At 65.3% G+C, this 22,366-nt stretch carries 28 protein-coding genes; 2 read left to right on the top strand and 26 right to left on the bottom strand.

Annotation, left to right across the window (positions count from 1 at the left end; genetic code table 11):
* Window positions 1–17 precede the first annotated feature (17 nt).
* From V9K97_RS19295 to V9K97_RS19270, 6 genes are read right to left on the bottom strand one after another with little or no spacing between them, the layout of a single operon-like run.
* Complete coding sequence (locus V9K97_RS19295; protein ID WP_157612537.1) at window positions 18–377, bottom strand: histidine triad nucleotide-binding protein; 360 nt, start codon at window positions 375–377, stop codon at window positions 18–20.
* Window positions 367–756 carry a DUF4870 family protein gene (locus V9K97_RS19290; RefSeq protein WP_337320038.1) on the bottom strand — a complete coding sequence of 130 codons (390 nt, stop codon included), beginning with the start codon at window positions 754–756 and terminating at the stop codon, window positions 367–369. Before V9K97_RS19290 ends, V9K97_RS19295 begins: the two co-directional genes overlap by 11 nt.
* A gap of 13 nt (window positions 757–769) precedes the next feature.
* Window positions 770–1,150, bottom strand: a complete 381-nt coding sequence (locus V9K97_RS19285; RefSeq protein WP_126745547.1) for a phosphoribosyl-ATP diphosphatase — start codon at window positions 1,148–1,150, stop codon at window positions 770–772.
* Entirely contained in the window at window positions 1,147–1,545 is a 399-nt protein-coding gene (gene hisI / locus V9K97_RS19280) for a phosphoribosyl-AMP cyclohydrolase (protein WP_337320109.1), read from the bottom strand. Before hisI ends, V9K97_RS19285 begins: the two co-directional genes overlap by 4 nt.
* Before the next feature lie 30 nt (window positions 1,546–1,575).
* Window positions 1,576–2,355 carry an imidazole glycerol phosphate synthase subunit HisF gene (gene hisF / locus V9K97_RS19275; protein ID WP_126745545.1) on the bottom strand — a complete coding sequence of 260 codons (780 nt, stop codon included), beginning with the start codon at window positions 2,353–2,355 and terminating at the stop codon, window positions 1,576–1,578.
* Between the two features lie 19 nt (window positions 2,356–2,374).
* Complete coding sequence (locus V9K97_RS19270; RefSeq protein ID WP_337320036.1) at window positions 2,375–3,211, bottom strand: D-hexose-6-phosphate mutarotase; 837 nt, start codon at window positions 3,209–3,211, stop codon at window positions 2,375–2,377.
* A 192-nt stretch (window positions 3,212–3,403) separates the two neighbouring features.
* Here V9K97_RS19270 and V9K97_RS19265 point away from each other — a divergent pair, with 192 nt between their 5' ends.
* Window positions 3,404–4,711, top strand: coding sequence for a dicarboxylate/amino acid:cation symporter (locus tag V9K97_RS19265; protein WP_258504421.1), 1,308 nt, complete (start codon window positions 3,404–3,406; stop codon window positions 4,709–4,711).
* Between the two features lie 8 nt (window positions 4,712–4,719).
* Complete coding sequence (locus tag V9K97_RS19260; protein ID WP_337320035.1) at window positions 4,720–5,637, top strand: amino acid ABC transporter substrate-binding protein; 918 nt, start codon at window positions 4,720–4,722, stop codon at window positions 5,635–5,637.
* 13 nt (window positions 5,638–5,650) lie between these two features.
* On the opposite strand, the gene V9K97_RS19255 is transcribed toward V9K97_RS19260, so the two are convergent.
* The 20 genes from V9K97_RS19255 to V9K97_RS19160 all read right to left on the bottom strand — a co-directional run bounded on the left by V9K97_RS19255 (window position 5,651) and on the right by V9K97_RS19160 (window position 22,261).
* A complete protein-coding gene (locus V9K97_RS19255) occupies window positions 5,651–6,826 on the bottom strand; it encodes an AAA family ATPase (RefSeq protein ID WP_337320033.1) in 1,176 nt (391 codons plus the stop codon).
* Window positions 6,827–6,845: 19 nt separating this feature from the next.
* Complete coding sequence (hisA, locus tag V9K97_RS19250) at window positions 6,846–7,589, bottom strand: 1-(5-phosphoribosyl)-5-[(5-phosphoribosylamino)methylideneamino]imidazole-4-carboxamide isomerase (RefSeq protein WP_126745541.1); 744 nt, start codon at window positions 7,587–7,589, stop codon at window positions 6,846–6,848.
* A gap of 63 nt (window positions 7,590–7,652) precedes the next feature.
* Window positions 7,653–8,309, bottom strand: coding sequence for an imidazole glycerol phosphate synthase subunit HisH (hisH, locus tag V9K97_RS19245; RefSeq protein ID WP_337297741.1), 657 nt, complete (start codon window positions 8,307–8,309; stop codon window positions 7,653–7,655).
* A gap of 19 nt (window positions 8,310–8,328) precedes the next feature.
* Window positions 8,329–8,952: an imidazoleglycerol-phosphate dehydratase HisB gene (gene hisB / locus V9K97_RS19240; RefSeq protein ID WP_281149338.1), complete on the bottom strand. Its 624-nt coding sequence runs from the start codon at window positions 8,950–8,952 to the stop codon at window positions 8,329–8,331.
* Entirely contained in the window at window positions 8,949–10,037 is a 1,089-nt protein-coding gene (gene hisC / locus V9K97_RS19235; protein WP_337320032.1) for a histidinol-phosphate transaminase, read from the bottom strand. Before hisC ends, hisB begins: the two co-directional genes overlap by 4 nt.
* The gene (locus V9K97_RS19230; RefSeq protein ID WP_258504415.1) at window positions 10,034–10,405 is read right to left on the bottom strand and encodes a hypothetical protein; all 372 of its coding nucleotides are present in this window, start codon (window positions 10,403–10,405) and stop codon (window positions 10,034–10,036) included. The genes hisC and V9K97_RS19230 overlap by 4 nt, the downstream gene beginning before the upstream one ends.
* Before the next feature lie 4 nt (window positions 10,406–10,409).
* Window positions 10,410–11,114, bottom strand: coding sequence for a hypothetical protein (locus tag V9K97_RS19225; protein WP_337320029.1), 705 nt, complete (start codon window positions 11,112–11,114; stop codon window positions 10,410–10,412).
* A gap of 160 nt (window positions 11,115–11,274) precedes the next feature.
* Window positions 11,275–12,597, bottom strand: coding sequence for a histidinol dehydrogenase (gene hisD / locus V9K97_RS19220; protein ID WP_337320028.1), 1,323 nt, complete (start codon window positions 12,595–12,597; stop codon window positions 11,275–11,277).
* A 20-nt stretch (window positions 12,598–12,617) separates the two neighbouring features.
* Window positions 12,618–13,268, bottom strand: coding sequence for an ATP phosphoribosyltransferase (hisG, locus tag V9K97_RS19215; RefSeq protein WP_337297735.1), 651 nt, complete (start codon window positions 13,266–13,268; stop codon window positions 12,618–12,620).
* 28 nt (window positions 13,269–13,296) lie between these two features.
* On the bottom strand, window positions 13,297–14,586 hold the full coding sequence (gene murA / locus V9K97_RS19210; RefSeq protein ID WP_337320026.1) for a UDP-N-acetylglucosamine 1-carboxyvinyltransferase: 1,290 nt from the start codon (window positions 14,584–14,586) through the stop codon (window positions 13,297–13,299).
* Window positions 14,587–14,625: 39 nt separating this feature from the next.
* On the bottom strand, window positions 14,626–14,868 hold the full coding sequence (locus V9K97_RS19205) for a BolA family protein (RefSeq protein ID WP_012746311.1): 243 nt from the start codon (window positions 14,866–14,868) through the stop codon (window positions 14,626–14,628).
* A 21-nt stretch (window positions 14,869–14,889) separates the two neighbouring features.
* A complete protein-coding gene (locus tag V9K97_RS19200) occupies window positions 14,890–15,645 on the bottom strand; it encodes an ABC transporter permease (protein ID WP_258508276.1) in 756 nt (251 codons plus the stop codon).
* Between the two features lie 5 nt (window positions 15,646–15,650).
* Window positions 15,651–16,598, bottom strand: a complete 948-nt coding sequence (locus V9K97_RS19195; RefSeq protein WP_258504410.1) for an ABC transporter ATP-binding protein — start codon at window positions 16,596–16,598, stop codon at window positions 15,651–15,653.
* A gap of 88 nt (window positions 16,599–16,686) precedes the next feature.
* Complete coding sequence (locus V9K97_RS19190) at window positions 16,687–16,959, bottom strand: STAS domain-containing protein (protein WP_126745531.1); 273 nt, start codon at window positions 16,957–16,959, stop codon at window positions 16,687–16,689.
* A 4-nt stretch (window positions 16,960–16,963) separates the two neighbouring features.
* Window positions 16,964–17,623, bottom strand: coding sequence for an MlaC/ttg2D family ABC transporter substrate-binding protein (locus V9K97_RS19185; protein ID WP_258504408.1), 660 nt, complete (start codon window positions 17,621–17,623; stop codon window positions 16,964–16,966).
* Between the two features lie 184 nt (window positions 17,624–17,807).
* Entirely contained in the window at window positions 17,808–18,524 is a 717-nt protein-coding gene (locus V9K97_RS19180; protein WP_258504407.1) for an MlaA family lipoprotein, read from the bottom strand.
* 26 nt (window positions 18,525–18,550) lie between these two features.
* Window positions 18,551–19,042 carry an outer membrane lipid asymmetry maintenance protein MlaD gene (mlaD, locus tag V9K97_RS19175; RefSeq protein WP_126745807.1) on the bottom strand — a complete coding sequence of 164 codons (492 nt, stop codon included), beginning with the start codon at window positions 19,040–19,042 and terminating at the stop codon, window positions 18,551–18,553.
* Window positions 19,043–19,080: 38 nt separating this feature from the next.
* Window positions 19,081–19,863 carry a lipid asymmetry maintenance ABC transporter permease subunit MlaE gene (gene mlaE, locus V9K97_RS19170; protein ID WP_126745528.1) on the bottom strand — a complete coding sequence of 261 codons (783 nt, stop codon included), beginning with the start codon at window positions 19,861–19,863 and terminating at the stop codon, window positions 19,081–19,083.
* On the bottom strand, window positions 19,860–20,717 hold the full coding sequence (locus tag V9K97_RS19165; protein WP_258504406.1) for an ABC transporter ATP-binding protein: 858 nt from the start codon (window positions 20,715–20,717) through the stop codon (window positions 19,860–19,862). The genes mlaE and V9K97_RS19165 overlap by 4 nt, the downstream gene beginning before the upstream one ends.
* Window positions 20,718–20,782: 65 nt before the next feature.
* A complete protein-coding gene (locus V9K97_RS19160) occupies window positions 20,783–22,261 on the bottom strand; it encodes a glutamate synthase subunit beta (protein ID WP_337320024.1) in 1,479 nt (492 codons plus the stop codon).
* Between the last annotated feature and the right edge of the window lie 105 nt (window positions 22,262–22,366).

Here is a 22,366-nt window from a genome sequence, read left to right as displayed (position 1 = left end):
ACAGTTTGGCCTAATGTTCAGCCGCGAAGCCATGGGCGGGGACCGCCCATGACATGGACATGGAGATGGTGCACCTCCTGCCCGCCCTCGGCGCCCGTATTGATGACGACGCGCCAGCCGCCCTCCGGATAGGGCCTGCAGCCCTGCTCCACCGCCAGCTTGGGGGCCAGCGTCATGATCTTGCCCATCAGCGCGGCGTCGTCGGGCGTGAGCTGCGCCATAGAGGCGATGTGCTTCTTGGGCACCAGCATGAAATGCACCGGCGCCCAGGGCGCGATGTCGTGAAAACCGAACAGTTCGTCGTCTTCGTAGACCTTGCGCGAGGGGATCTTGCCTTCGATGATTTTGCAGAAGACGCAGTTCGGATCAGATGACATCTTTGGGTTCCATGGGACGGTTGTCGTTCATGCGGATCATGCCTTTCACGATCCGGTAGAGGAACCACAGCGAGATCAGGCTCCAGGCAATCCAGCCCGGCACCAGAAACAGCAGCCAGAGCCACGACGTGACGATGTACAGCAGGCCGGCCCAAACCACCGAGCGGATGCGCCAGCTGAAATGCGAAGCCTGCCAGGTGCCCGCCGCGTTGTCGCGCTTGACGAAGTCGATCACCAGGGCCACCAGCAGGAGCACCACCGAAGCCTGGGCGCCGGGCAATACAGCGCAGATGGCCACGATCAGGTGCAGGATGTAGCTGACCCAGCCCCAGGTCTTGAGGGAGTCGTCGGGTTCCACGTTCACGATGTCGTTGGCCATTGGAGATGTCCTTTCAATCGTTGGATGCCTCGCGGGCCTGCGCCTTGCGCAGGGCTTTTTCCTCGATGCCGCTGGTGCCCTCGCGGCGCTCGAGCTCCGCAATGACCTCGCCGGGAGAGAAACCGTAGTGCGCCAGCGCCACCATGGTGTGGAACCACAAATCGGCCACTTCGTTCACTATTTTCGTGCGGTCGCCGCCATGGTCGGCGTCCTTGGCCGCCATGACGACCTCGGTGGCTTCCTCGCCGATCTTCTTGAGAAACGCGTCGGGGCCCTTGTGCAGCAGGCGCGCCACGTAGCTCTTCTCCGGGTCGCCGCCGTGCGCGGGCAGGCGGCTTTCGATGACGGCGGCAAGGCGCGCAAGGGCGTCGGAAGTGTTCACTGTGGCTGTCATTTGTAGATCGACTCCGGGTCTTTCAAGACCGGTTCGACCACGGTCCATTGGCCGTTCTCGTATTTGCTGAAGAAGCAGCTGTGGCGCCCGGTATGGCAGGCAATGCCGGGCTCGTGGCCGAGCTGGGTGACCTTGAGCAGCACCACGTCGTTGTCGCAGTCGAGGCGGATTTCATGCACCGTCTGCAGATGGCCCGATTCCTCGCCCTTGAACCACAGCTTGTTGCGCGAGCGGCTGAAATACACGGCGCGGCCCAGCTCGGCGGTCTTTTCGAGCGCCTCGCGGTTCATCCAGGCGAACATCAGCACGTCGTTGCTGCCCTGTTCCTGCGCGATCACGGGCACCAGGCCGTCCGCGTCCCACTTCACTTCGTCAAGCCAATTCATGAAGGGTATTGTCCCATCGCCGCGCGGCTGCGAAGCGGATCACGTGCGCACGGGAATGCCCCGCGCGGCCATGCGGGCTTTCGCCTCGCCCACAGTGTGCTCGCCGTAGTGAAAGATGCTGGCGGCCAGCACCGCGTCGGCGCCGCCGGTCTGGATGCCGTCGGCCAGGTCGTCGAGATTGCCCACGCCGCCCGATGCAATGACCGGCACGTTCACGGCGTCACTCACCGCGCGGGTGAGCTCAAGATCGAAGCCGCTCTTGGTGCCGTCGCGGTCCATGCTCGTGAGCAGGATTTCGCCGGCGCCCCGGCGCACCATCTCGGTCGCCCATTCCACAGCGTCGAGGCCGGTGTTCTTGCGGCCGCCATGGCTGTACACGTCCCAGCCTGCGCCGCGGGTGGCGGCTTCCTCGGGGCTGCGGCGCTTGGCGTCGATGGCCACCACGATGCACTGCGAACCGTATTTCTGCGAGGCGTCGTTGATCACCTGCGGATCGGCAATGGCCGCCGAGTTGAAGCTGGTCTTGTCGGCACCGGCGTTGAGCAGCCGGCGCACGTCGGCCACGGTGCGCACCCCGCCGCCCACTGTCAGCGGAATGAAGACCTGCGAGGCGACCGCCTCAATGATCGGCAGGATCAGGTCGCGGCCATCGCTGGTGGCCGTGATGTCGAGAAAAGTGAGTTCGTCGGCGCCCTGCGCGTTGTAGCGCGCGGCAATCTCGACCGGATCGCCCGCATCGCGCAGTTCGAGAAAGTTGACGCCCTTGACCACGCGGCCGCCGGTAACGTCGAGACAGGGAATGATGCGTTTTGCGAGCATGGTGGGTCGAGAGGAAAAATCAGAGAACGCGAAGCTGCTGCCAGCCCTGCCACTGGGCACCGGGCAAGAGCAGCACCTGCTCGTCGATGCGCGCGGCTTCCACGCACAGCATGTGCCGGTAGCCGTCTTCAGGCATGTCGGCGAGTTTCGCACCAAGCACCGCGCCCGGGTTCCACACCACGGTTTCGCTGCAACTCGCGCTTTGCGTGATTTCGAGCGTGCCGCTGGGCTGCACCAGGTGCAGCGGCTTGGCGGGCGCGGCATAGACGCTGTCGAACTCCGCATCGAAACGCAGCGCGGGCGCGGTTTCCACATGGCGGTCGTCGCGCAGCGAATCCCAGCGGTTGGCGCCTTCCAGCCCTTCCAGCCGCACATCGGCAGTATCGTCGACGCGCAGGTAAGTGTGCAGCGCCGCGGCAAAGCTGAACGGCGCATGGTCTACATTGAGCAGCGTGAGCGCGGCGCGCAGCCGGCCCGAGCCCATGCCGATCTGCAGGCGTGCCTCGAAAGCGTGCGGCCAGAGCTTGCGCGTGGCCTCGCTGTCGCGCAGCCGCAAGGTCAGCTCGCCGGATGCGGCGTCGATGCCACGGTTTTCCCAAGGCAGATTGCGCATGAAACCATGCTTGGGCAACATGCCGCGCTGGTTGAACTGGGGGCAGCAAATGGGTACCCCGCCGCGGATTGCGGCCGCTCCGTCGAACACGGCGCGCGGGCTCAGGTAGAGCCGTTCGACGCCATCCGCCGTGGTCCAGGAAAGCAGCTGCGCCCCGTGTAGAGACACGGTGAAAGCGCTGCCGTCGGCACCGGTGGCGCGAAGCGCCGGCTGGCCGCGAAACTCGATCGGATTGATGTCCATGCGGGAATTGTAGGCAGCGGAAATTCCCGCAGCCGAAACCGGCAATGGACACTTAAGACCTCATCGAAGCCGTGGTGCTGCTGGTTGCACCCAGGGGGCCTTCTTGGATACCCTTTTGCCGCCGCACAAAGAAGAGCCGCCGGCAGGTCCGCGCGCAACCTAAAACCATACCTACACATCGAAGAGAAACGCATGAAGAAAAAGCTGCCGGCCGCCATCTGGATCCTCATTGCCATGGTGCTCGGCATTTTTGTCGGCTACATGATCTTCACGAGCTTTCCGGACAAGAAGGCGGCTGCGCAGATTGCAGGGTACGTGTCGATCGTGTCGGACGTATTTCTGCGCCTCATCAAGATGCTGATCGGCCCGCTCGTGTTCTCCACGCTCGTGGTGGGCATTGCGCACATGGGCGACGCCAAGTCGGTGGGCCGCGTGTTCGGCAAGTCGCTCGGCTGGTTCTTTACCGCCTCGCTCATCTCGCTGCTCATCGGCCTGGTGATGGCCAACCTTCTGAAGCCGGGCGAGAACCTGGGGCTGCCGCTGCCGGACATCGGCGCCTCGGCCAACCTGGCCACCGCGAAGTTCACCCTCAAGGATTTCGTGAGCCACCTGGTGCCCAAGTCTTTTGCAGAGGCCATGGCCAACAACGAGATCCTGCAGATCGTGGTGTTCTCGATGTTCTTCGGCGTGGCGCTCGCTTCGCTCGGCGACAAGGCCAAGACGCTGGTGGCCGCCATCGACGAGCTCTCCCACGCGATGCTCAAGATCACCGGCTACGTGATGAAGCTGGCGCCCCTTGCGGTGCTCGCCGCCATGGCCGCCACCGTGGCCACGAACGGGCTGGGCATCCTGCTGAAGTTCGCCGTTTTCATGGGCGACTTCTACCTGGGCCTCTTCGTGCTGTGGGGCGTGCTGATCCTCGCGGGCGTGTCGTTCCTGGGGCGCCGGGTGTTCAAGCTGATGGCGCTCATCAAGGAAGCCTTTCTGCTGTCGTTCGCCACGGCCAGCTCGGAAGCCGCCTACCCGAAGATCCTGCAGGCGCTCGACCGTTTTGGCGTGAAGCGCAAGATCTCGAGCTTCGTGATGCCGATGGGCTACTCGTTCAACCTCGACGGCTCAATGATGTACTGCACCTTTGCCGTGCTCTTCATCGCGCAGGCCTACAACATCCACATGCCGCTGAGCACGCAGATCACCATGCTGCTCATCCTGATGCTCACCTCCAAGGGCATGGCCGGCGTGCCGCGCGCCTCGCTGGTGGTGATTGCCGCCACGCTCAACCACTTCGACATTCCGGAAGCCGGCCTGCTGCTGATCCTGGGCGTCGACACCTTCCTGGACATGGGGCGCTCCGCCACCAATGCGGTGGGCAATTCCATTGCCACCGCGGTGGTTGCCAAGTGGGAGGGCCAGCTGCTCTCCGAGAGCGACGCAGAGGTGAACGCCAAGGCGCTGGACGAAGAGGCTGCCGCCACCCTCGCCCATCCGGCCCACGCGTGAGGCTCGCCATGAAGCCCAGGCCCACGCTGCCGGTTTTCATTGCCGGCCTGCTTGCGGCGGCCACCCTTGCCATGGGAGCCTCCGCACAGGCGCAGGAAGCGCCCCCTACGCTCACCGGCACGCTGGCCAAGGTGCGCGAGAGCGGCGCCGTCGCTATCGGCTACCGCGAATCGTCGGTGCCGTTTTCCTTTCTCAATGCACGCAACGAACCCATCGGCTATTCGATCGAGCTCTGCCGCGAATTGGTCACGGCCATCGAGGAGGCAGTGAACAGGAGCCTCGCAATCAAGTGGGTGCCGGTGACCTCCGATTCGCGCATGGATGCGGTCGAACGCGGCACGGTCGATCTCGAATGCGGTTCGACCACCAGCAACCTCGAGCGGCAGAAGCGCGTGAGCTTCTCGCCCACGATCTTCGTCTCGGGCACCAAGGTGCTGGTAAAGAAAGGATCGCCGATCAAGTCGTTCCGCGACCTGGCCGGCAAGCGGGTCGCCGTTACCGCGGGCACCACCAACGAGAAGACGCTGCGCGAGCTCTCGCAGAAGTTCAGGCTCGGCATCGACCTGCTGGTGGCACGCGACCACGCCGATTCATTCGGGCTGGTGAAAAGCGGCCAGGCCGACGCCTTTGCTACCGACGACGTGCTGCTCTACGGCCTGATCGCGCGCGAAGCCGCCAAGGCCCAGTACGAGGTGGTCGGCGACTATCTCTCCTACGACCCCTACGGCATCATGTACCGCAAGGGCGATGCGCAATTGGCCAAGGTGATCAACGACGCCTTCCAGGTGCTGGCGCAGGACGGCGAGATCGAGCGCCAGTACAAGCGCTGGTTCCTGCGCAAGCTGCCCACCGGAGAAAGCATCGACCTGCCGATGAGCGCGCAGCTGCAGGCGATCATCCAGACGATGGCGGTCAAGGCCGAATAAGCCGCGCCGGCGGTCAGCGCGCCGGCCAGGCCCAGTGCGGTATCTCGCTCATGTCGAGGTTGGCGATGCGGGTTTCGCCGAAGCGCTTCTCGAGCACCACCGATTGCAGGTCGTCGCTGTCCTCGAGCGCGGCAATCAGCCGCGGGGCATGCGACACGACGATGATCTGCGACCCGCGCGCGGCCTGCGCGATCAACCGCCCGAGCGCGGGCAACAGGTCGGGGTGCAGGCTGGTCTCGGGCTCGTTGAGCACCAGCAGCGCCGGCGGCCGGGGCGTGAGGAGCGCAGCGATCCAGAGCAGGTAGCGCAGGGTGCCATCGGAAAGCTCCGCCGCCGTCAACGGCCGGAGCAGGCCGTGCTGGTGCATCAGCGTTTCGAAGCGGTCTTCGTTCACCCGCACCTGGATGCGCGCACCGGGAAACGCATCGTCCACGGCGCGGTCGAGCGCACTGCTGTCGCCAATCTCGCGAATGGTCTGCAGCGCGGCGGCCAGGTCGGCGCCATCGTTGGCGAGCACCGGCGTGTAGGTGCCGAGCTGCGGCTGGCGTGCGGGCGCATCGGCGTCGGAGCGGAAGTGGTCGTAGAAGCGCCAGGAGCGCATTTGCTCGCGCAGCGTGAGCATCTCGGGCGCGGCATGCGGATCGGCGTACTCGGTCATCATGCTGGCGAACTGGGCGATGGGCCGGCCCACGGGCTCCCAGCTTCCGCTGCGCTCGCCGCGCAGCCGCAGCGATGCGCCCTTGCGGTCAACCAGCTGAGTGGCGGGCCGCAGCACCGGGCCGCTCCAGATGGCCTCGCGCTTGATTTCGGGATCGCCGCCAAAGGCTGTTGCGCGCGGTACCGGCAGCCCAATGTCGATGGCGTAGCCGAAGTCGCTCGCTTCAACGCCCGAGAACCCGAGCCGCAGGTTCACCGGCTCGCTGCGCACGGTGCCCTGCACCGGGACATCGCCGCGCAGCATGGCGGCTGAAAAGCGTTCAGGCCCTGCCCAAAGTGTGGAAGATAGCCCGCCTTCGCGCACCAGCGAGCGGATCACGCCGCCGTTGGCAATGTCGGCCAAAAGCCGCATCGCGCGGTACACGCTGGATTTGCCGCTGCCGTTGGGCCCGGTCACGACGGTGAGCCGGCCGAGCGGCACCGTCAGCTGGCGCAGCGAGCGGTAGTTGGCAATGGCAAGCGCGGAGAGCACGCCGCGCTGAAAAAAGGCCTCAGACGCCGGCGAGTTCGTCCGCGCGGGCTTGCGCGGCAGCGAAATCGAGGTCGCCGGAATAGATGGCGCGGCCGCAGATCACGCCTTCGACGCCTTCGGACTCGACCGCGCAAAGCTGGTCGATGTCGGCCATGTTCGACAGGCCGCCCGAGGCGATCACCGGAATGGTCAGCGCCTGCGCGAGCTTCACGGTCGCATCGATGTTGATGCCCGACAGCATGCCGTCGCGGCCGATGTCGGTGTAGATGATCGATTCGACGCCGTAGTCCTCGAACTTCTTGCCCAGGTCGGCCACCTCGTGGCCCGTGAGCTTGCTCCAGCCGTCGGTGGCCACCTTGCCGTCCTTGGCGTCGAGCCCCACGATGATGTGGCCGCCGAAGGCCACGCAGGCGTCCTTCAGGAAGCCGGGGTTCTTGACCGCGGCGGTGCCGATGATCACGTAGCGCAGGCCGTCGTCGATGTAGCGCTCGATGGTGTCCAGGTCGCGGATGCCGCCGCCCAGTTGCACCGGAATGTCGTCGCCCACTTCGCGCAGGATCGCCTTGATGGCCGCGTGGTTCTGCGGCTTTCCGGCGAAGGCGCCATTCAGATCGACCAGGTGCAGCCGCCGCGCGCCGGCCTCGACCCACTTGCGGGCCATGGCGGCCGGGTCTTCGCTGAAGATGGTGGACTGGTCCATGTCGCCCTGTTTGAGGCGAACGCAGTGGCCGTCTTTGAGATCAATGGCGGGAATGAGGAGCATGGAAGTGACGCGAGTGTGCGGAATCCGGGCTGAGGAAGGTTCGGCCCGGTCGGAAATATAAGGTCAGGGATTCCAGTGGAGGAAGTTTCGGTAGAGCTGCAACCCGTGGTCCGCACTCTTCTCCGGGTGGAACTGGGTGGCAAAAATGTTATCGCGTGCGATGGCCGCGGTAAAGCATGCCCCGTAATCCGCCTCGCCAACGCTGTGCCGCGCGTCCGCCGGCCGTGCGTAGAAGCTGTGCACGAAGTAGAAGTAGCTCTGGTCGGGAATGCCCGCCCACACGGCATGCGGCTGGGCTTGGCGCACCTGGTTCCAGCCCATCTGGGGCACCTTGAAACGGCTGCCGTCGGGCTGTAGCCGGCCGGCCAGGTCGAACTTGACGACCTCGCCGGGAATCAGGCCCAAGCCCTCGGTCGGCCCCTCGTCGCTGCGCGACAGCAGCATCTGCATGCCCACGCACACGCCGAAGAGCGGCTTGTTTGCCGCGGCTTCGAGCACCGACTCCTGCAGGCCGGAATCGCGCAGCTCGCGCATGCAGTCGGGCATGGCGCCCTGGCCCGGCAGCACCACGCGGGTGGCCTTGCGCACCACCTCGGGATCGGAGGTAACGAAAACCTCTACACCCACCTGGTCGGCCGCATGCCGCACGGCCTGCGACACCGAATGCAGGTTGCCCATGCCGTAGTCGACGACCGCGACGGTATTTGCTACAGATTTCATAGCTGTTCGCTGGGGATTTTCAGAGCGAACCCTTGGTCGAGGGAATGACGCCCACGGAGCGCGGATCGAGCTCCAGCGCGCCGCGCATTGCGCGTGCAAAGGCCTTGAACACCGTTTCGCACTGGTGGTGCGCGTTCACGCCCTTCAGGTTGTCGATGTGCAGCGTGACGAACGCATGATTGACGAAGCCCTGGAAGAACTCGTACGTCAACTGGCTGTCGAAAGTGCCGATCATGCCGCTCGTGAAGGGCACGTGCATCACCAAGCCCGGTCGGCCCGAGAAGTCGATGACGACGCGGCTCAGCGCCTCGTCGAGCGGCACATAGGCATGCCCGTAGCGGCGGATGCCCTTCTTGTCGCCCACGGCCTTGGCAACCGCCTGGCCGAGGGTAATGCCCACGTCTTCCACGGTGTGGTGGCCGTCGATGTGCAGGTCGCCCTGGCAGTCGATGTCGAGGTCGATCAAGCCGTGGCGGGCGATCTGGTCGAGCATGTGGTCGAAAAAGCCGATGCCGGTGGAGAGCTTGGCCTTGCCCGTGCCGTCGAGGTTGACGCTGACGGTGATCTTGGTTTCGGCGGTGTTGCGGGTGACCGATGCGGTGCGCGCGGCGGTGCCCGTGTCGGCTGTTTGGGGGGTGGTCATAGTGAGGCTTCGAGTGCCGCGAGCATCCGCGCATTCTCGTCGGACGTTCCGACGGTGAGGCGCAGGCAATTTGCGAGCAGTTCGTGCATTTTAGAAACGTTCTTCACCAGAACCCCGTGTGCCTTCATGCCCTCGAAGGTCTTGACGGCGTCGGGCACCCGCACGAGGATCATGTTGGCGTCGCTCGGCCACGTCTTCACGCCCGCAAGCCGGCCCAGCCCCATCATGAGGCGGTGGCGCTCCTCGCGGATTTGCCGGGCCTGGGCCTCGAACACTTCGGCATGCTCGAGCGCGAAGAGCGCGCATTCGCAGTTCAGCACGCTGATGTTGTAGGGCGGGCGCACCTTGTCGATCTGCGCGATCAGTTCGGCCGGCCCCATGAGATAGCCGAGGCGGATGCCCGCCAGGCCGAACTTGCTGAGCGTGCGCATCAGCAGCACATGGCCGTGCCGCGCGATGCGGTCGATGTAGCTCCTGGCGGCAAAGGGCTGGTAAGCCTCGTCGATCACCACCAGGCCGCCCTGCGCGCCCTGAGCCTCGACGATCTTCTCGATGACGGCATCGTCCCAGAGGTTGGCGGTGGGGTTGTTCGGATAGGCCAGGTACACGATGGCCGGCTTCTCGCGCGCAATGGCAGCGAGCATCGCCGCCTCGTCGAGTTCGAAATCGGCCGTGAGCGGCACGCCGGCGAAGCGCAGGCCCTGCAACTGGGCGCTCATGGCGTACATCACGAAGCCGGGCACGGGCGCGAGCAGCGTGGCGCCCGGCACATCGCAGGCGATGGCCAGGAGCGAAATCAGTTCGTCGGAGCCGTTGCCCAGCATCAGCGCGAAACCTTCGGGCATGTGCGCATGCGCGGCCAGCGCGCGCTGCAGGTCGCCTCCCCGCTCGCCCGGGTAGCGGTTGAGCGCCAGCGCGCCCAGCCGTGCGCCGAGCTCGGCCTGCAATGCCGGCGGCAGGCCGAACGGGTTCTCCATGGCGTCGAGCTTGACGAAGCCGCGCGCGTCCTGCACCGCATAGGCGTGCATGGACTGCACGTCGGAGCGGATGCGGTCGATCGGGCGGGCGGTAGGCGAAGTGGTCATCGGGTGCAGCGGTAGCTGTTCTTGAGGGCGCCGGACATGACCAATTGCACGGGCATGTCGGCTTCATAGCTGTCGGCGTTGCGGGTCAGCTCGGTTTGATAGAGGGAGCGCGCCATCGACGGCTCGAGGCGGCGGCCTTCAACGCAGAAGACGGGCTTTTGCCCGTTGCGCTGCGATGCCTCCACGCCTTCGCGCAGGCCTTCGAGCACGCCGACGAGGTAGTAGCTCGCGTAGGCCTTGCCGTCTTTCTCGTTGGCTTCGAGCGTGCGCAATTCGCGGATGCTCATGGCCTGCGCGCCGGCACCGGCCGCCAGTGCGAGCAACAGCACCGAAAGGCGCGGCAGCAGCAGGACGGCGGCACGGCTCATGTCGTTACTTGCGGTAGCGCGGCGGCGGCGCAAACGCCTCGTCGGCCGGGAAGGCGCTAGGCTGAACTGGCGTGGCATTGCGACGCGGACGGCGTTGTGCCTCGGGCAGTTCGAGCTCGAACAGCGCAGCACCGATCACGCCGATGTTGCGCACGTCGCCTGCTTCGGTGTTCGCCGCATAGGCGCGGCCCGGAGCGGCAAAACGGAAGGCGGCGACCTCGCTCTGGCTCTTGCGGAAGCCCTCGATGTCGAGCACCTGCTGCGGGCCCAGCACATAGCCGCCGTTGCGCAGGCTGCCGGGCTTGCCGTTCAGCACGTCCAGGCCGTCGACGGTGGCGATCACTTCGTAGGCTCGGTCGCTCAGATTGCGAAAACGCAGCGTGTAGCGCGCGCCTTCGATGCCGGCGATGCGGAACATGTCGCCGCTGCTGCGGCGTGCGCGCTGCATCGGCAGCGGGCGGCCATTCTCATCAAGCACCGACCATTCGACATCGCCTTGGGCCAGTTGCAGATTGAGCCGGCGCTCGGGGTTGTTGCCGGCTTCGCGGCGCACGGTGGATGCCTCGTTGTAGCCCAGCAAGGCCACTTCGTCAGGCTGGGCGGACAGCCGCTTCGCCTCGACCGTACGGGTCTTCGACTCTCTGCCCTCGCCCCACTGCGTGCCGAGCTGTGCGGGTGCGGCAGCGGCGGCGCTGGGAGTTGCGGACAAGGCGGCCGACTCGTTGCGCGGCGCCTGCGGGATCTGGCTGCAGGCAACGAGCAAGCCCGCGCCTGCTACGAGGCCGGCTGCGAATCTGAAAAAACGCGACCTGTAAAGACGATGAATCATCTGGCTTGCTCCTCCCGAGCGGTTTTCTATTTATGAAACTTCAAATCTTGCGCAGGCGCATCCGCGCAGCTTCGGCGTGCGCCTGCAGACCCTCGCCCTCGGCCAGCGTCACCGCAATAGGGCCGAGCACCTGGGCCCCGGCTTCGCTCACTTCGATGAGGCTCGAACGCTTTTGAAAATCGTAGACGCCGAGCGGGCTCGAAAAGCGCGCCGTGCCGCTGGTCGGCAGCACGTGGTTCGGGCCGGCGCAGTAGTCGCCGAGGCTTTCGCTGGTGAAGGCGCCAAGGAAGATCGCGCCGGCATGGCGCAGCAGCGGCTCCCAGCGGTTCGGCTCGCTGCTGCTGACTTCCAGGTGTTCGGGGGCGATGCGGTTGCTGATCTCGCAGGCCTCTTCCATGCTCTTCGTGTGGATGAGCGCGCCGCGGCCATTGAGCGAAGCCGCGATGATTTCCGCGCGCGGCATGGCGGGCAGCAGGCGGTCGATCTCGGCCTGCACGCGATCGATATACGCTGCGTCGGGGCACAGCAGGATGCTCTGCGCGAGTTCGTCATGCTCGGCCTGGCTGAACAGGTCCATGGCCACCCAGTCGGGCGGCGTGGTGCCGTCGGCCAGGACGAGAATTTCACTCGGCCCCGCGATCATGTCGATGCCCACGGTGCCGAACACGCGGCGCTTGGCGGCCGCCACATAGGCGTTGCCCGGGCCGGTGATCTTGTCGACTGCGGGAATGGTGGCAGTGCCGTAGGCCAGCGCGGCCACGGCTTGCGCACCGCCGATGGTGAAGCCGCGCGTTACGCCGGCCACGTAGGCGGCGGCAAGCACGAGCGGGTTCTTCTCGCCACGCGGCGTCGGAACCACCATGATGATTTCGGCCACGCCTGCCACGTGCGCCGGAATCGCGTTCATCAGCACGCTCGACGGATAGGCTGCCTTGCCGCCCGGCACATAGATGCCGACGCGATCGAGCGGCGTGACCTTCTGGCCGAGCAGCGTGCCGTCGGCATCGCGATAGCTCCAGCTTTCGCCGCTCGCCTTCTTCTGGGCCTCGTGGTAGCTGCGCACACGGCGCGCGGCGGCTTCAAGCGCGTTCCGCTGCGCGGCGGGCAGCGATTCGAAGGCGGCCTTCAGCTCAGCTTGCGTCAACTCCAGTTCGGGCAGTGTCTTGGCACCGAGCTTGTCGAAGCGGTTGGTGTACTCCAGCACCGCATCGTCGCCCCGCTTCTGCACGTCGGCCAGAATGTCGGCCACCACCTTCTCGATGGCCGCGTCCGCGTCGGCGGACCAATGCAGCCGCGCCTTGAATTCAGCGTCGAAGCTGGCTGAAGTCGTGGAGAGACGGGCGGGGGCTGCTTTCAGTGTCATGAGGCTGGGTATGAAACTTGTCAGGGCGTGGCTGCCGCCGGAATGGCGGAAGCAAAGGCGTCGATGATGCGGCGGATCGGCTCGCGCTTGAGCTTGAGCGCGGCCTGGTTGACCACGAGGCGCGCGCTGATGTCCATGATGCGCTCGACCTCGACCAGGTGATTGGCCCGCAGCGTGTTGCCGGTCGAGACCAGGTCGACGATGGCGTCGGCCAGGCCCGTGAGCGGCGCGAGTTCCATGCTGCCGTAGAGCTTGATCAGATCGACGTGCACGCCCTTGCTGGCGAAGAAGTCGCGCGCCAGGCCCACGTACTTGGTGGCCACGCGCAGGCGCGAGCCCTGCTTCACGGCGGAGGCGTAGTCGTAGTCGGCGCGCACGGCCACGCTGAGGCGGCAGGCCGCAATGCGCAGGTCGAGCGGCTGGTACAGGCCCTGGTTGCCGTGCTCGAGCAGCACGTCGGAGCCCGTCACGCCCAGGTCGGCACCACCGTACTGCACGTAGGTCGGCACGTCGGAGGCACGCACCAGCACCACGCGCACATCGGACCGCGTGGTGGCAAGAATCAGCTTGCGCGATTTTTCCGGGTCTTCCGTGACCTCGATGCCGGCGGCGGCCAGCAGGGGCATCGTCTCTTCGAAGATGCGGCCTTTGGACAGAGCAAGCGTGATCACGATTGCGACTCCTGTGGTTCGAGCGTGATCATGCGGCGGCTCCCGCCACGCGCTCGATGTCGGCCCCGATGCCGCGCAGCTTGGCTTCCATGCGGTCGTAGCCGCGGTCCAGGTGATAGATGCGGTCGACCAATGTCTCGCCGTCGGCCACCAGGCCGGCAATGACCAGGCTGGCCGAGGCGCGCAGGTCGGTGGCCATCACGGTGGCGCCCGAAAGCTGGGGCACGCCCTCGACCATGGCGACCTTGCCCTCCACGTGGATCGTCGCACCCAGGCGCACCATCTCGTTCACATGCATGAAGCGGTTCTCGAAAATGGTTTCGGTGACCATCGAGGCGCCGCGCGCAATCACGTTCAGGGCCATGAACTGGGCCTGCATGTCCGTCGGGAAGCCCGGGTATTCGGTGGTGCTGAAGCTCTGCGCCTTGAGGTGTTCGCTGGCCGGGGCCTTGGAGCTGATGCGCACGCCACCCTCTTCCGCGGCAACCGTGCAGCCGGCGTCGCGCAGCTTGTCGATCACCGCGTCCATATGGTCGGCGCGGGCGTGGCGCAAAAACACGTCGCCGCCGGTGGCCGCAACGGCGCACAGGAAAGTGCCGGCTTCGATACGGTCGGCCACCACGGCGTGTTCGCAGCCGTGCAGCTTTTCGACGCCCTGGATGCGGATGTGGCTGGTGCCGTGGCCCTGGATCTTCGCGCCCATGCGGATCAGCATTTCGGCCAGGTCGACGATTTCGGGCTCCTGCGCGGCGTTTTCGAGCAGCGTCTCGCCCTCGGCCAAAGCGGCGGCCATGAGGAAGTTCTCGGTGCCGGTCACGGTAACCATGTCGGTCAGGATACGCGCGCCCTTCAGGCGGGTGCGCCCGGGCGGCAGGCTGGCGATCATGTAGCCGTGCTCGACCACGATCTCGGCACCCATGGCCTGCAGGCCCTTGATGTGCTGGTCGACGGGCCGCGAACCGATGGCGCAGCCGCCCGGCAGCGACACCTTGGCACGGCCGAAGCGCGCGAGCAGCGGGCCCAGCGCCAGCACCGAGGCCCGCATCGTCTTCACCAGTTCGTAGGGCGCCTCGGGGTTGGCGAGGTCGCCCGCATTGAGCTGCACCGTGCCGTTGTCGTCACGCTCGGCGACCACGCCCATGTTGCGCACCAGCTTGAGCATGGTCGACACGTCCTGCAGGCGCGGCACGTTGTGCAGCGTCACGGGCTGGTCGGTCAGCAGCGCGGCGCAAAGCTCCGGCAAGGCTGCGTTCTTGGCGCCGGAAATGAGTACCTCGCCGCGAAGCTGGCGCCCGCCGCGAATCAGAAGTTTGTCCATCGAATTTCCAGCGAAATCAGGCCCCGCGGGGCCGGAGAGTTATTTTTCCAACGCCGCCCATTCGGCCGGCGTGTAGGTCTTCATGGAGAGCGCATGCACCTCGTCGGTATGCATTTTCGCACCGAGGGTGGCGTAGACCCGCTGATGCCGCTGAATGGCGCGCTTGCCCTCGAATTCGGCCGAGACGATGGTGGCGTACCAGTGGCGGCCGTCCCCTTCGAGCGTGATGTGCTCGCAAGGGAGGTGGGACTGGATCAGAGCCTGGAGTTGTTCGGCGGTCATGGGGGTTCTGGAAAAAGGCGGTCAGCCTCGGATTTTGTAGCCGATTCGCAGCAAATGGACGGCAATGGCGCTCACCACCAGCCAGGCGCCGCCGACGATGCCCAGGCTGAGCCAAGGCGAGGCGTCGCTGACCCCGAAGAAGCCGTAGCGGAAGCCGTCGATCATGTAGAAAAACGGGTTGAGGTGGCTCACCGACTGCCAGAACGGCGGCAGCGAGCCGATCGAATAGAACACGCCCGAAAGAAAGGTCATGGGCATGATCAGGAAGTTCTGGAACACGGCCATCTGGTCGAACTTCTCGGCCCAGAGCCCGGCAATGAGCCCCAGCGTGCCCAGCATCGCGGAGCCCAGCAGCGCGAACACCAGAATCCAGAGCGGCGCAACGAAGCTCGGCATGGCGAAGAACATGGTCACCACGAACACGCCGAGGCCCACGGCCAGCCCGCGGATCACCGAAGAGCCGACATAGGCGAAGAACCAGCCCCAGTGCGACAGCGGCGTGAGCAGCACGAAGACCAGGTTGCCCATGATCTTGCTCTGGATGATGGACGACGAGCTGTTGGCGAAGGCGTTCTGCAGCACGCTCATCATCACCAGGCCCGGCACCAGGAAGGCGGTGTAGCCGACCGAGCCGTAGACCTTCACGTGGTCTTCGAGCACATGGCCGAACACCATGAGATAGAGCAGCGCGGTGAGCACCGGCGCGCCGACGGTCTGGAAGCCGACCTTCCAGAAGCGCAGCGTTTCTTTATAAAGCAGCGCGCGCCAACCTGTCACTGCCATCATCGCGAGACCTCCAGCGGCGTTTGCTCACCCGCCATCAGGTCGATGAACACGTCTTCAAGATCGGCCTTGCGCATTTCCACGTCTTCCACCACGACGCCGGCTTCGCGGATTGCGGCCAGCAGTTGTTCGACTTCATGCGCGTTCTGCGCCGGCAGCTGCACGATGCGCCCGGTAATGCGCGCGTGCTGGGCAATGGCCCAGGGCAGCATGGCATCGGTCTTGAAGCGCAGCACGTTGCTGGCGGCGGACTTCAGGAGTTCGCTGGTGCGGTCGAGCGCAATCACGCGGCCCAGCTTGAGCATGGCAATGCGGCTGCACAGGGCCTCGGCTTCCTCGAGGTAGTGCGTGGTGAGCAGCACGGTGCTGCCCTCCTTGTTGAGCCTGGCGACAAACTGCCAGAGGGTCTGGCGCAGTTCCACGTCGACCCCGGCGGTGGGCTCGTCGAGCACGATCACGGGCGGCTTGTGCACCAGCGCCTGCGCCACCAGCACCCGGCGCTTCATGCCGCCCGAGAGCTGGCGCATGTTGGCCGTCGCCTTGTCGGCCAGGCCGAGGCTTTGCAGCAGCTCGTCGATCCAGGCCTCGTTGTTCTTGATGCCGAAGTAGCCCGACTGGATGCGCAGCGACTCCCGCACATTGAAGAAGGGGTCGAACACCAGCTCCTGCGGCACGATGCCCAGCTGCCGCCGGGCCTCGGCGTAGTCGCGCTGCACGTCGAAGCCATGCACGCTGATGGCCCCGGCGGTGGGACGAGACAAGCCGGCCAGCATGCTGATGAGGGTGGTCTTGCCTGCGCCGTTGGGGCCGAGCAAGCCGAAGAACTCGCCCGGTTCGATCTGGAAGCTGACCTCGTCGACGGCGCGCAGCCCTTGTTTGCCTTGGGCCCGTTGCTGTCTGGAGGGGGGATAGGTCTTGGAGACCGATTGGAATGAGATCGCGGGCATGGGAGCCGGCGATTTTACGGGCCCGCCCCGCAAGCTGCTGCGCCGCGGCCAGATGCCCTGACGCGGCTACAGTCCGGCTGCCCCGCGCTCAGGGCGCTGCGGGCAAAAGACCCGCAATGCCGTACAAGGCGGCCAACTCGCGCAGCCGAGGCGAAAGGCCCTTCACGGCAAAGCCGCGGCCGAGCGCACTCGATTCACGCCGGCATTCCAGCAGCACGGCCAGCGCCGACGAATCGAACTGCGTCAGCGCGCTGGCGTCGACCACTGTGGAGGTGTCGGTCTGCCCCGCCAGCCCCTGCTGCAGCATGCGCATGCAGGCGGGGGCCTCGTCGTGGGTGAGTTTGGTCGGCAGCACCAGCATGGCGTCAGCTCTTGCCGCTGTTGCCCTTGTTGCGCGCGGCCAGCGCTGCAATCAGGCCATCGATGCCGCGGGCGTTGATTTCCTGCGAGAACTGGGTGCGGTAGGTATCAACGAGCCAGACGCCCAGCACATTGAGGTTGTAGACCTTCCAGCCGCCGCCCTGGCCGGGCGTTTTCTCGAGCCGGTAGTCGAGTTGCACCGGGTCGCCGCGGCCCTTGACCTCGGTGCGCACCAGCACTTCGGTGTCGTCGGGCGAACCACGGAACGGACGGACCGTGACGGTCTGGTCGCTCACCTGGTCGAGCGCGCCGGCGTAAGTGCGCACCAGCAAAGTCTTGAATTCTTCCTGCAGGCGCTTTTGCTGCTCGGGCGTGGCCTGGCGCCATGCCGGGCCCACGGCGGAGGCCGTCATGCGCTGGAAATTGACGTTGGGCATGATCTTGCTGTCGACCAGCAGCATGATCTTGCTGATGTCGCCTGCCTTGATGGAGGTGTCGGCCTTGATGGTTTCGAGCACATCGGTCGACAGCCGCTTGACCAGCGCATCTGGCGCTTCGTCGGCGGCCTGCGCGGGGCGCACGAAAGCAGCGGCAGCGCCGAAAAGCAGCGCGCTCGCGAGTACCAGGCGGCCAAGGCTGCGTCGTTGCAAGATATTGTTGTTCATGGCAATTCCCTCAAGTTTTGAAAATCCGCAAGGCGAGCACTAAGGCGCGCCTCCTGGAAAGAACGTGTTCGACGGGTCTGGAGCCGACCGGGTTCCCTGAAGCGCAGGTGAAGCCTTGAAACCGGATGCAAGCAGAAAAGGCTTCATCCGGCGGCAAACAGCTTCTTTTCTGCCCGTTTACGGCTTACTTTCCGCCTTCGTCGTCCGGCGGATTGCCGTCGTAGACGTCGTTGCGGCGGTGCTGCAGGAAGGCGTCGCGCGTGAACGTGTACTTGTCGAGCGCCGCATCATCGAGGAGGCGGCCGGCACGCAGGTACTTGGCCCGCGTGTCGACGACTTCCAGCACGGAGAGCGAATTGCGCCACGCGACGTCGTTCATGTTCCCGAGCACGCTCCCGGCCCGGTCGACAGGCAAGGCTGCGGTATCGCGCAGGGTCGAAGGGCCGAGCAGAGGCAGCACGACGTACGGGCCCGCGCCCACGCCCCAGCGGCCGAGCGTCTGGCCGAAGTCTTCTTCGTGGCGGTCGATGCCCGCTTCGGTGGCAATGTCCAGCAGGCCGCCGAGGCCGAAGAAGGTGTTGACGTTGACCCGCATGAAGGTTTCGGCGCTGTTCTGCAGCTTGAGCTGGGCCACGCTGTTGGCAAAGCTCCAGACGTCACCCAAGTTGCCGAAGAAATTGCTCACGCCGGTGCGCACCATCGAGGGCAGCACGCGCTGGTAAGCCGTGGCCACGGGTACCAGCACCGCTTCGTCGACCTTGTCATTGAAACTGGTGACGCCGCGATTGAAGGGCTCGAAAGGGTCGGCCGGATTGGCGCGGGGGCCGCTCGCGCAGCCTGCAAGTACCGCAAAGACCGTTGCCACGCTCATCCAGCGGGCGTAATTCGCTATGTTATTCATAGCATTTGAGGAAAAAGGGCTTGTTTTCATTTCTTGTTGGCTGTTCCCGGCGTCGAAGTATTTCCTTCGGCCGCCTTGCTGTAGAGGAACTGGCTGATCAGGTTTTCCAGCACCACGGCCGATTGGGTCGCGGTAATGGTGTCGCCGGCTTGCAGGTTCTTCTCCTCGGCACCCGCTTCGATTCCGATGTACTGCTCGCCGAGCAGGCCACTGGTCAGGATCTTGAGCGAGCTGTCCTTGGGAAAACTGTAACGGTTTTGCAATGCCAGCGTCACGCTGGCCTGAAAGGACTTGTCGTCGAATGAGATGGATTCCACACGGCCGACCACCACCCCCGCGCTCTTGACCGCGGTTTGCGGCTTGAGACCGCCGATATTGTCGAAGCGCGCGGTGACGTTGTACGTCTTCTGGAAATTCAGGCTCAGCAGGTTGGCCGATTGCAGCGCGAGGAACAGAAGCGCCGCGCCGCCGATCAGGACGAACAGGCCGACCCAGATGTCGTTAGTGGAACGTTGCATGGTTTGCACTCTCTAGAACGATTGGAGCCAAGGCCCCTTCAAATACTGAACATCATGGCGGTCAGCAGGAAGTCGAGGCCGAGCACCGACAGCGACGCCATCACCACCGTGCGCGTGGTCGCGCGCGAGACGCCTTCAGGCGTGGGCTGGGCCTCGTAGCCCTGCAGCAGCGCAATGAAGGTCACGGTAAAACCGAAGACGATGCTCTTGATCACGCCGTTGCCCACGTCGCGCCAGACATCAACGCCGCCCTGCATCTGGCCCCAGAACGCGCCGGGGTCGACACCCAGCATCAGCACGCCCACCACGTAGCCGCCCATGATGCCGACCGCGCTGAACACGGCCGCGAGCAGCGGCATGGTGATGACGCCGGCCCAGAAACGCGGGGCCAGAATGCGCCGCACTGGGTCGACCGCCATCATTTCCATGGCGCTGAGCTGTTCGCCAGCCTTCATGAGGCCGATTTCCGCGGTGAGCGAGGTACCGGCACGCCCGGTGAAAAGCAAGGCAGCCACCACGGGGCCGAGCTCACGCACCAGGCTCAGGGCAACCAGCAGGCCGAGCGCCTCGGAAGAACCGTAGCGCTGCAGCGCGTAATACATCTGCAGGCCCAGCACAAAGCCCACGAAAAGGCCGGACACCGCAATGATGGCGAGCGAGTAGTTGCCGAGAAAGTGAATCTGGTCGCGCACCAGGCTGAAGCGCCGCAGGCTCTGCGCGCCTTGGAACGCCAGGCGCACGAACAGCTTGGCGCCATAGCCCATATCGGCGAGCTTGCTGCGCACGGCAAAGCCGACATCGGCGGGCTTCCACCAGGTCATGCGCGCTCCCCTTCGTTGCCGAAATCTGCTTCGATTCCAACGCCAGGGTAATGAAAATGCACCGGCCCGTCGGGCAGCGCATTGACGAACTGGTGAACCAGCGGATCGGCGCTTTGCCGCACTTCGTCGGGCGTGCCCTGCGCCGCGATGGCGCCGTTGGCCAGGATGATCACGTGGTCGGCGATGCGGAATGTTTCTTCGAGATCGTGCGAGACGACGATGCTGGTCAGCCCCAGCGTGTCGTTGAGCTGGCGGATCAGCCGCGCCGCCGTGCCGAGCGAAATCGGGTCGAGGCCGGCAAAAGGCTCGTCGTACATCACCAGGTCGGGGTCGAGCGCAATGGCACGCGCCAGCGCCACGCGCCGGGCCATGCCGCCGGACACTTCGCTGGGCATGAGGTCCCGCGCGCCGCGCAAGCCCACGGCGTCGAGCTTCATGAGGACGATGTCGCGCACCAGCGCTTCCGACAGCTGCGTGTGCTCGCGCAAGGGAAAAGCCACGTTGTCGAACACGCTCATGTCGGTGAACAAGGCACCGAACTGAAAGAGCATGCCCATGCGCCGCCGCGCTTTATAGAGAGCCGCGGCATCGAACTTGCCGACGTCCTGACCGTCGAACAGCACCTCGCCGCGCTGGGCCCGCTGCTGTCCGCCGACGAGCCGCAGCACGGTGGTCTTGCCGCCGCCCGAGGCCCCCATGAGCGCGGTGACCTTGCCGCGCGGGACGGAAAAGGACACCCCGTCGAGAATCGCACGTGCGCCATAGCCGAACGTAACGTCGCGGAACTCTACAAAGGGGTGTGGCAGTGCGGCTGGGTCCATCTCAATAAAAAAGCCGGGCGCCTTGACAGGCATCCCGGCATGCGGTTTCCGCAAATGATAGCGGGGCCGTGACGGGCCCCGCAAAACTGAAACAAAAATCAGCGAGGTAAGTCGCTAAATCCCATCAAAAACTCGTCCACCGAGCGGGCAGCCTGCCGCCCCTCGCGAATCGCCCACACCACGAGCGACTGGCCGCGGCGGATATCGCCTGCCGCGAACACCTTGGGCACGTTGGTGGCGTAGCCACCGATGAAATCGACGGTGGCCTTGGCATTGCCGCGTGCATCCTTCTCGACGCCGAAGGCATCCAGCACGGTGGCCACGGGGCTGATGAAACCCATCGCCAGCAGCACGAGGTCGGCCTTGAGGATCTGCTCGCTGCCGGCCACTTCCTGCATCTTGCCGTCCTTCCACTCGACGCGGACGGTCTTGAGGCCGGTGACCTTGCCCTTTTCGCCGATGAACTCCTTGGTGGAGATGGCGAACTCGCGCTCGCAGCCTTCTTCGTGGCTGGAGCTGGTGCGCAGCTTGATCGGCCAGTAGGGCCAGGTCAGCGGGCGGTTTTCTTCTTCGGGCGGCTGGGGCATCAGCTCGAACTGCGTGACGCTGGCTGCGCCATGGCGGTTGCTGGTGCCCACGCAGTCGGAGCCGGTGTCGCCACCGCCGATGACGATGACGTGCTTGCCCTCGGCGCGCAGTTGGCCCTTGACCTTGTCGCCTGCGTTGACGCGATTCTGCTGTGGCAGGAACTCCATCGCGAAGTGAATGCCGTCCAGGTCGCGGCCCGGCACCGGCAGGTCGCGCGATTGCTCGGCCCCGCCGCTGAGCAGCACGGCGTCGAATTCCTTGTTCAGCTGCTCGGGCGTGACGGTTTCCTTGGCGAGGTTGGTCACCTTGGAGCCCTTGCCCAGCGGGTCTTTCGCGGCGCCGACGATCACGCCGGTGCGGAAGGTCACGCCCTCGGCCTTCATCTGCTCGACGCGGCGATCGATGTGCGTCTTCTCCATCTTGAAGTCGGGGATGCCGTAGCGCAGCAGGCCGCCGATGCGGTCGTTCTTCTCGAAGAGAGTCACGTCGTGGCCGGCGCGCGCAAGCTGCTGCGCCGCGGCCATGCCGGCCGGGCCCGAACCCACCACGGCCACCTTCTTGCCCGTCTTGTGCTTGGCGACGCGCGGCGCCACCCAGCCTTCGTCCCAGGCGCGGTCGATGATGGCGTGTTCCAGCGACTTGATGCCGACCGGGTCGTCGTTCACGTTGAGCACGCAGGCGGCCTCGCAAGGGGCGGGGCAGATGCGGCCGGTGAACTCCGGAAAGTTGTTGGTCGAGTCGAGCACCGCGAAGGCGTTCTGCCAATCGTTGCGGTACACGAGGTCGTTGAAGTCCGGAATGATGTTGTTGACAGGGCAGCCGCTGTTGCAGAACGGCGTGCCGCAGTCCATGCAGCGTGCGCCCTGTACCTTGGCCTGCTCGTTCGTCAGGCCGACAACGAATTCCTTGTAATGCTTGACGCGCTCTTCGACAGGCTTGTAGCCCTCTTCGATGCGCTCATGCTCCATGAAGCCGGTGATCTTTCCCATCGCGATTCCTTTTACACCCCCGTTGCTTGCTCACTGCGTGTAGCCGCCTCCCCCCTCAAGGGGGCAACACCTGCGGCCCGGCAAAGCCGGTTCCGCGGTGTTCCC

It is taken from the genome of Variovorax sp. CCNWLW186, assembly GCF_037203865.1.
In the GTDB taxonomy this organism is placed as follows: Bacteria; Pseudomonadota; Gammaproteobacteria; order Burkholderiales; family Burkholderiaceae_C; genus Variovorax.
This window is presented reverse-complemented; position numbering and strand designations above follow the sequence as displayed.

Bases quoted from the DNA above. Each gene is read 5' to 3' on its own strand.
- V9K97_RS19295 (WP_157612537.1), bottom strand. From the start codon at position 377: ATGTCATCTGATCCGAACTGCGTCTTCTGCAAAATCATCGAAGGCAAG.
- V9K97_RS19290 (WP_337320038.1), bottom strand. From the start codon at position 756: ATGGCCAACGACATCGTGAACGTGGAACCCGACGACTCCCTCAAGACC.
- V9K97_RS19285 (WP_126745547.1), bottom strand. From the start codon at position 1,150: ATGACAGCCACAGTGAACACTTCCGACGCCCTTGCGCGCCTTGCCGCC.
- hisF (WP_126745545.1), bottom strand. From the start codon at position 2,355: ATGCTCGCAAAACGCATCATTCCCTGTCTCGACGTTACCGGCGGCCGC.
- V9K97_RS19270 (WP_337320036.1), bottom strand. From the start codon at position 3,211: ATGGACATCAATCCGATCGAGTTTCGCGGCCAGCCGGCGCTTCGCGCC.
- V9K97_RS19265 (WP_258504421.1), top strand. From the start codon at position 3,404: ATGAAGAAAAAGCTGCCGGCCGCCATCTGGATCCTCATTGCCATGGTG.
- V9K97_RS19260 (WP_337320035.1), top strand. From the start codon at position 4,720: ATGAAGCCCAGGCCCACGCTGCCGGTTTTCATTGCCGGCCTGCTTGCG.
- hisA (WP_126745541.1), bottom strand. From the start codon at position 7,589: ATGCTCCTCATTCCCGCCATTGATCTCAAAGACGGCCACTGCGTTCGC.
- hisH (WP_337297741.1), bottom strand. From the start codon at position 8,309: ATGAAATCTGTAGCAAATACCGTCGCGGTCGTCGACTACGGCATGGGC.
- hisB (WP_281149338.1), bottom strand. From the start codon at position 8,952: ATGACCACCCCCCAAACAGCCGACACGGGCACCGCCGCGCGCACCGCA.
- hisC (WP_337320032.1), bottom strand. From the start codon at position 10,037: ATGACCACTTCGCCTACCGCCCGCCCGATCGACCGCATCCGCTCCGAC.
- V9K97_RS19230 (WP_258504415.1), bottom strand. From the start codon at position 10,405: ATGAGCCGTGCCGCCGTCCTGCTGCTGCCGCGCCTTTCGGTGCTGTTG.
- hisD (WP_337320028.1), bottom strand. From the start codon at position 12,597: ATGACACTGAAAGCAGCCCCCGCCCGTCTCTCCACGACTTCAGCCAGC.
- murA (WP_337320026.1), bottom strand. From the start codon at position 14,586: ATGGACAAACTTCTGATTCGCGGCGGGCGCCAGCTTCGCGGCGAGGTA.
- V9K97_RS19205 (WP_012746311.1), bottom strand. From the start codon at position 14,868: ATGACCGCCGAACAACTCCAGGCTCTGATCCAGTCCCACCTCCCTTGC.
- V9K97_RS19195 (WP_258504410.1), bottom strand. From the start codon at position 16,598: ATGCCCGCGATCTCATTCCAATCGGTCTCCAAGACCTATCCCCCCTCC.
- V9K97_RS19190 (WP_126745531.1), bottom strand. From the start codon at position 16,959: ATGCTGGTGCTGCCGACCAAACTCACCCACGACGAGGCCCCCGCCTGC.
- V9K97_RS19185 (WP_258504408.1), bottom strand. From the start codon at position 17,623: ATGAACAACAATATCTTGCAACGACGCAGCCTTGGCCGCCTGGTACTC.
- V9K97_RS19180 (WP_258504407.1), bottom strand. From the start codon at position 18,524: ATGAATAACATAGCGAATTACGCCCGCTGGATGAGCGTGGCAACGGTC.
- mlaD (WP_126745807.1), bottom strand. From the start codon at position 19,042: ATGCAACGTTCCACTAACGACATCTGGGTCGGCCTGTTCGTCCTGATC.
- mlaE (WP_126745528.1), bottom strand. From the start codon at position 19,863: ATGACCTGGTGGAAGCCCGCCGATGTCGGCTTTGCCGTGCGCAGCAAG.
- V9K97_RS19165 (WP_258504406.1), bottom strand. From the start codon at position 20,717: ATGCCTGTCAAGGCGCCCGGCTTTTTTATTGAGATGGACCCAGCCGCA.
- V9K97_RS19160 (WP_337320024.1), bottom strand. From the start codon at position 22,261: ATGGGAAAGATCACCGGCTTCATGGAGCATGAGCGCATCGAAGAGGGC.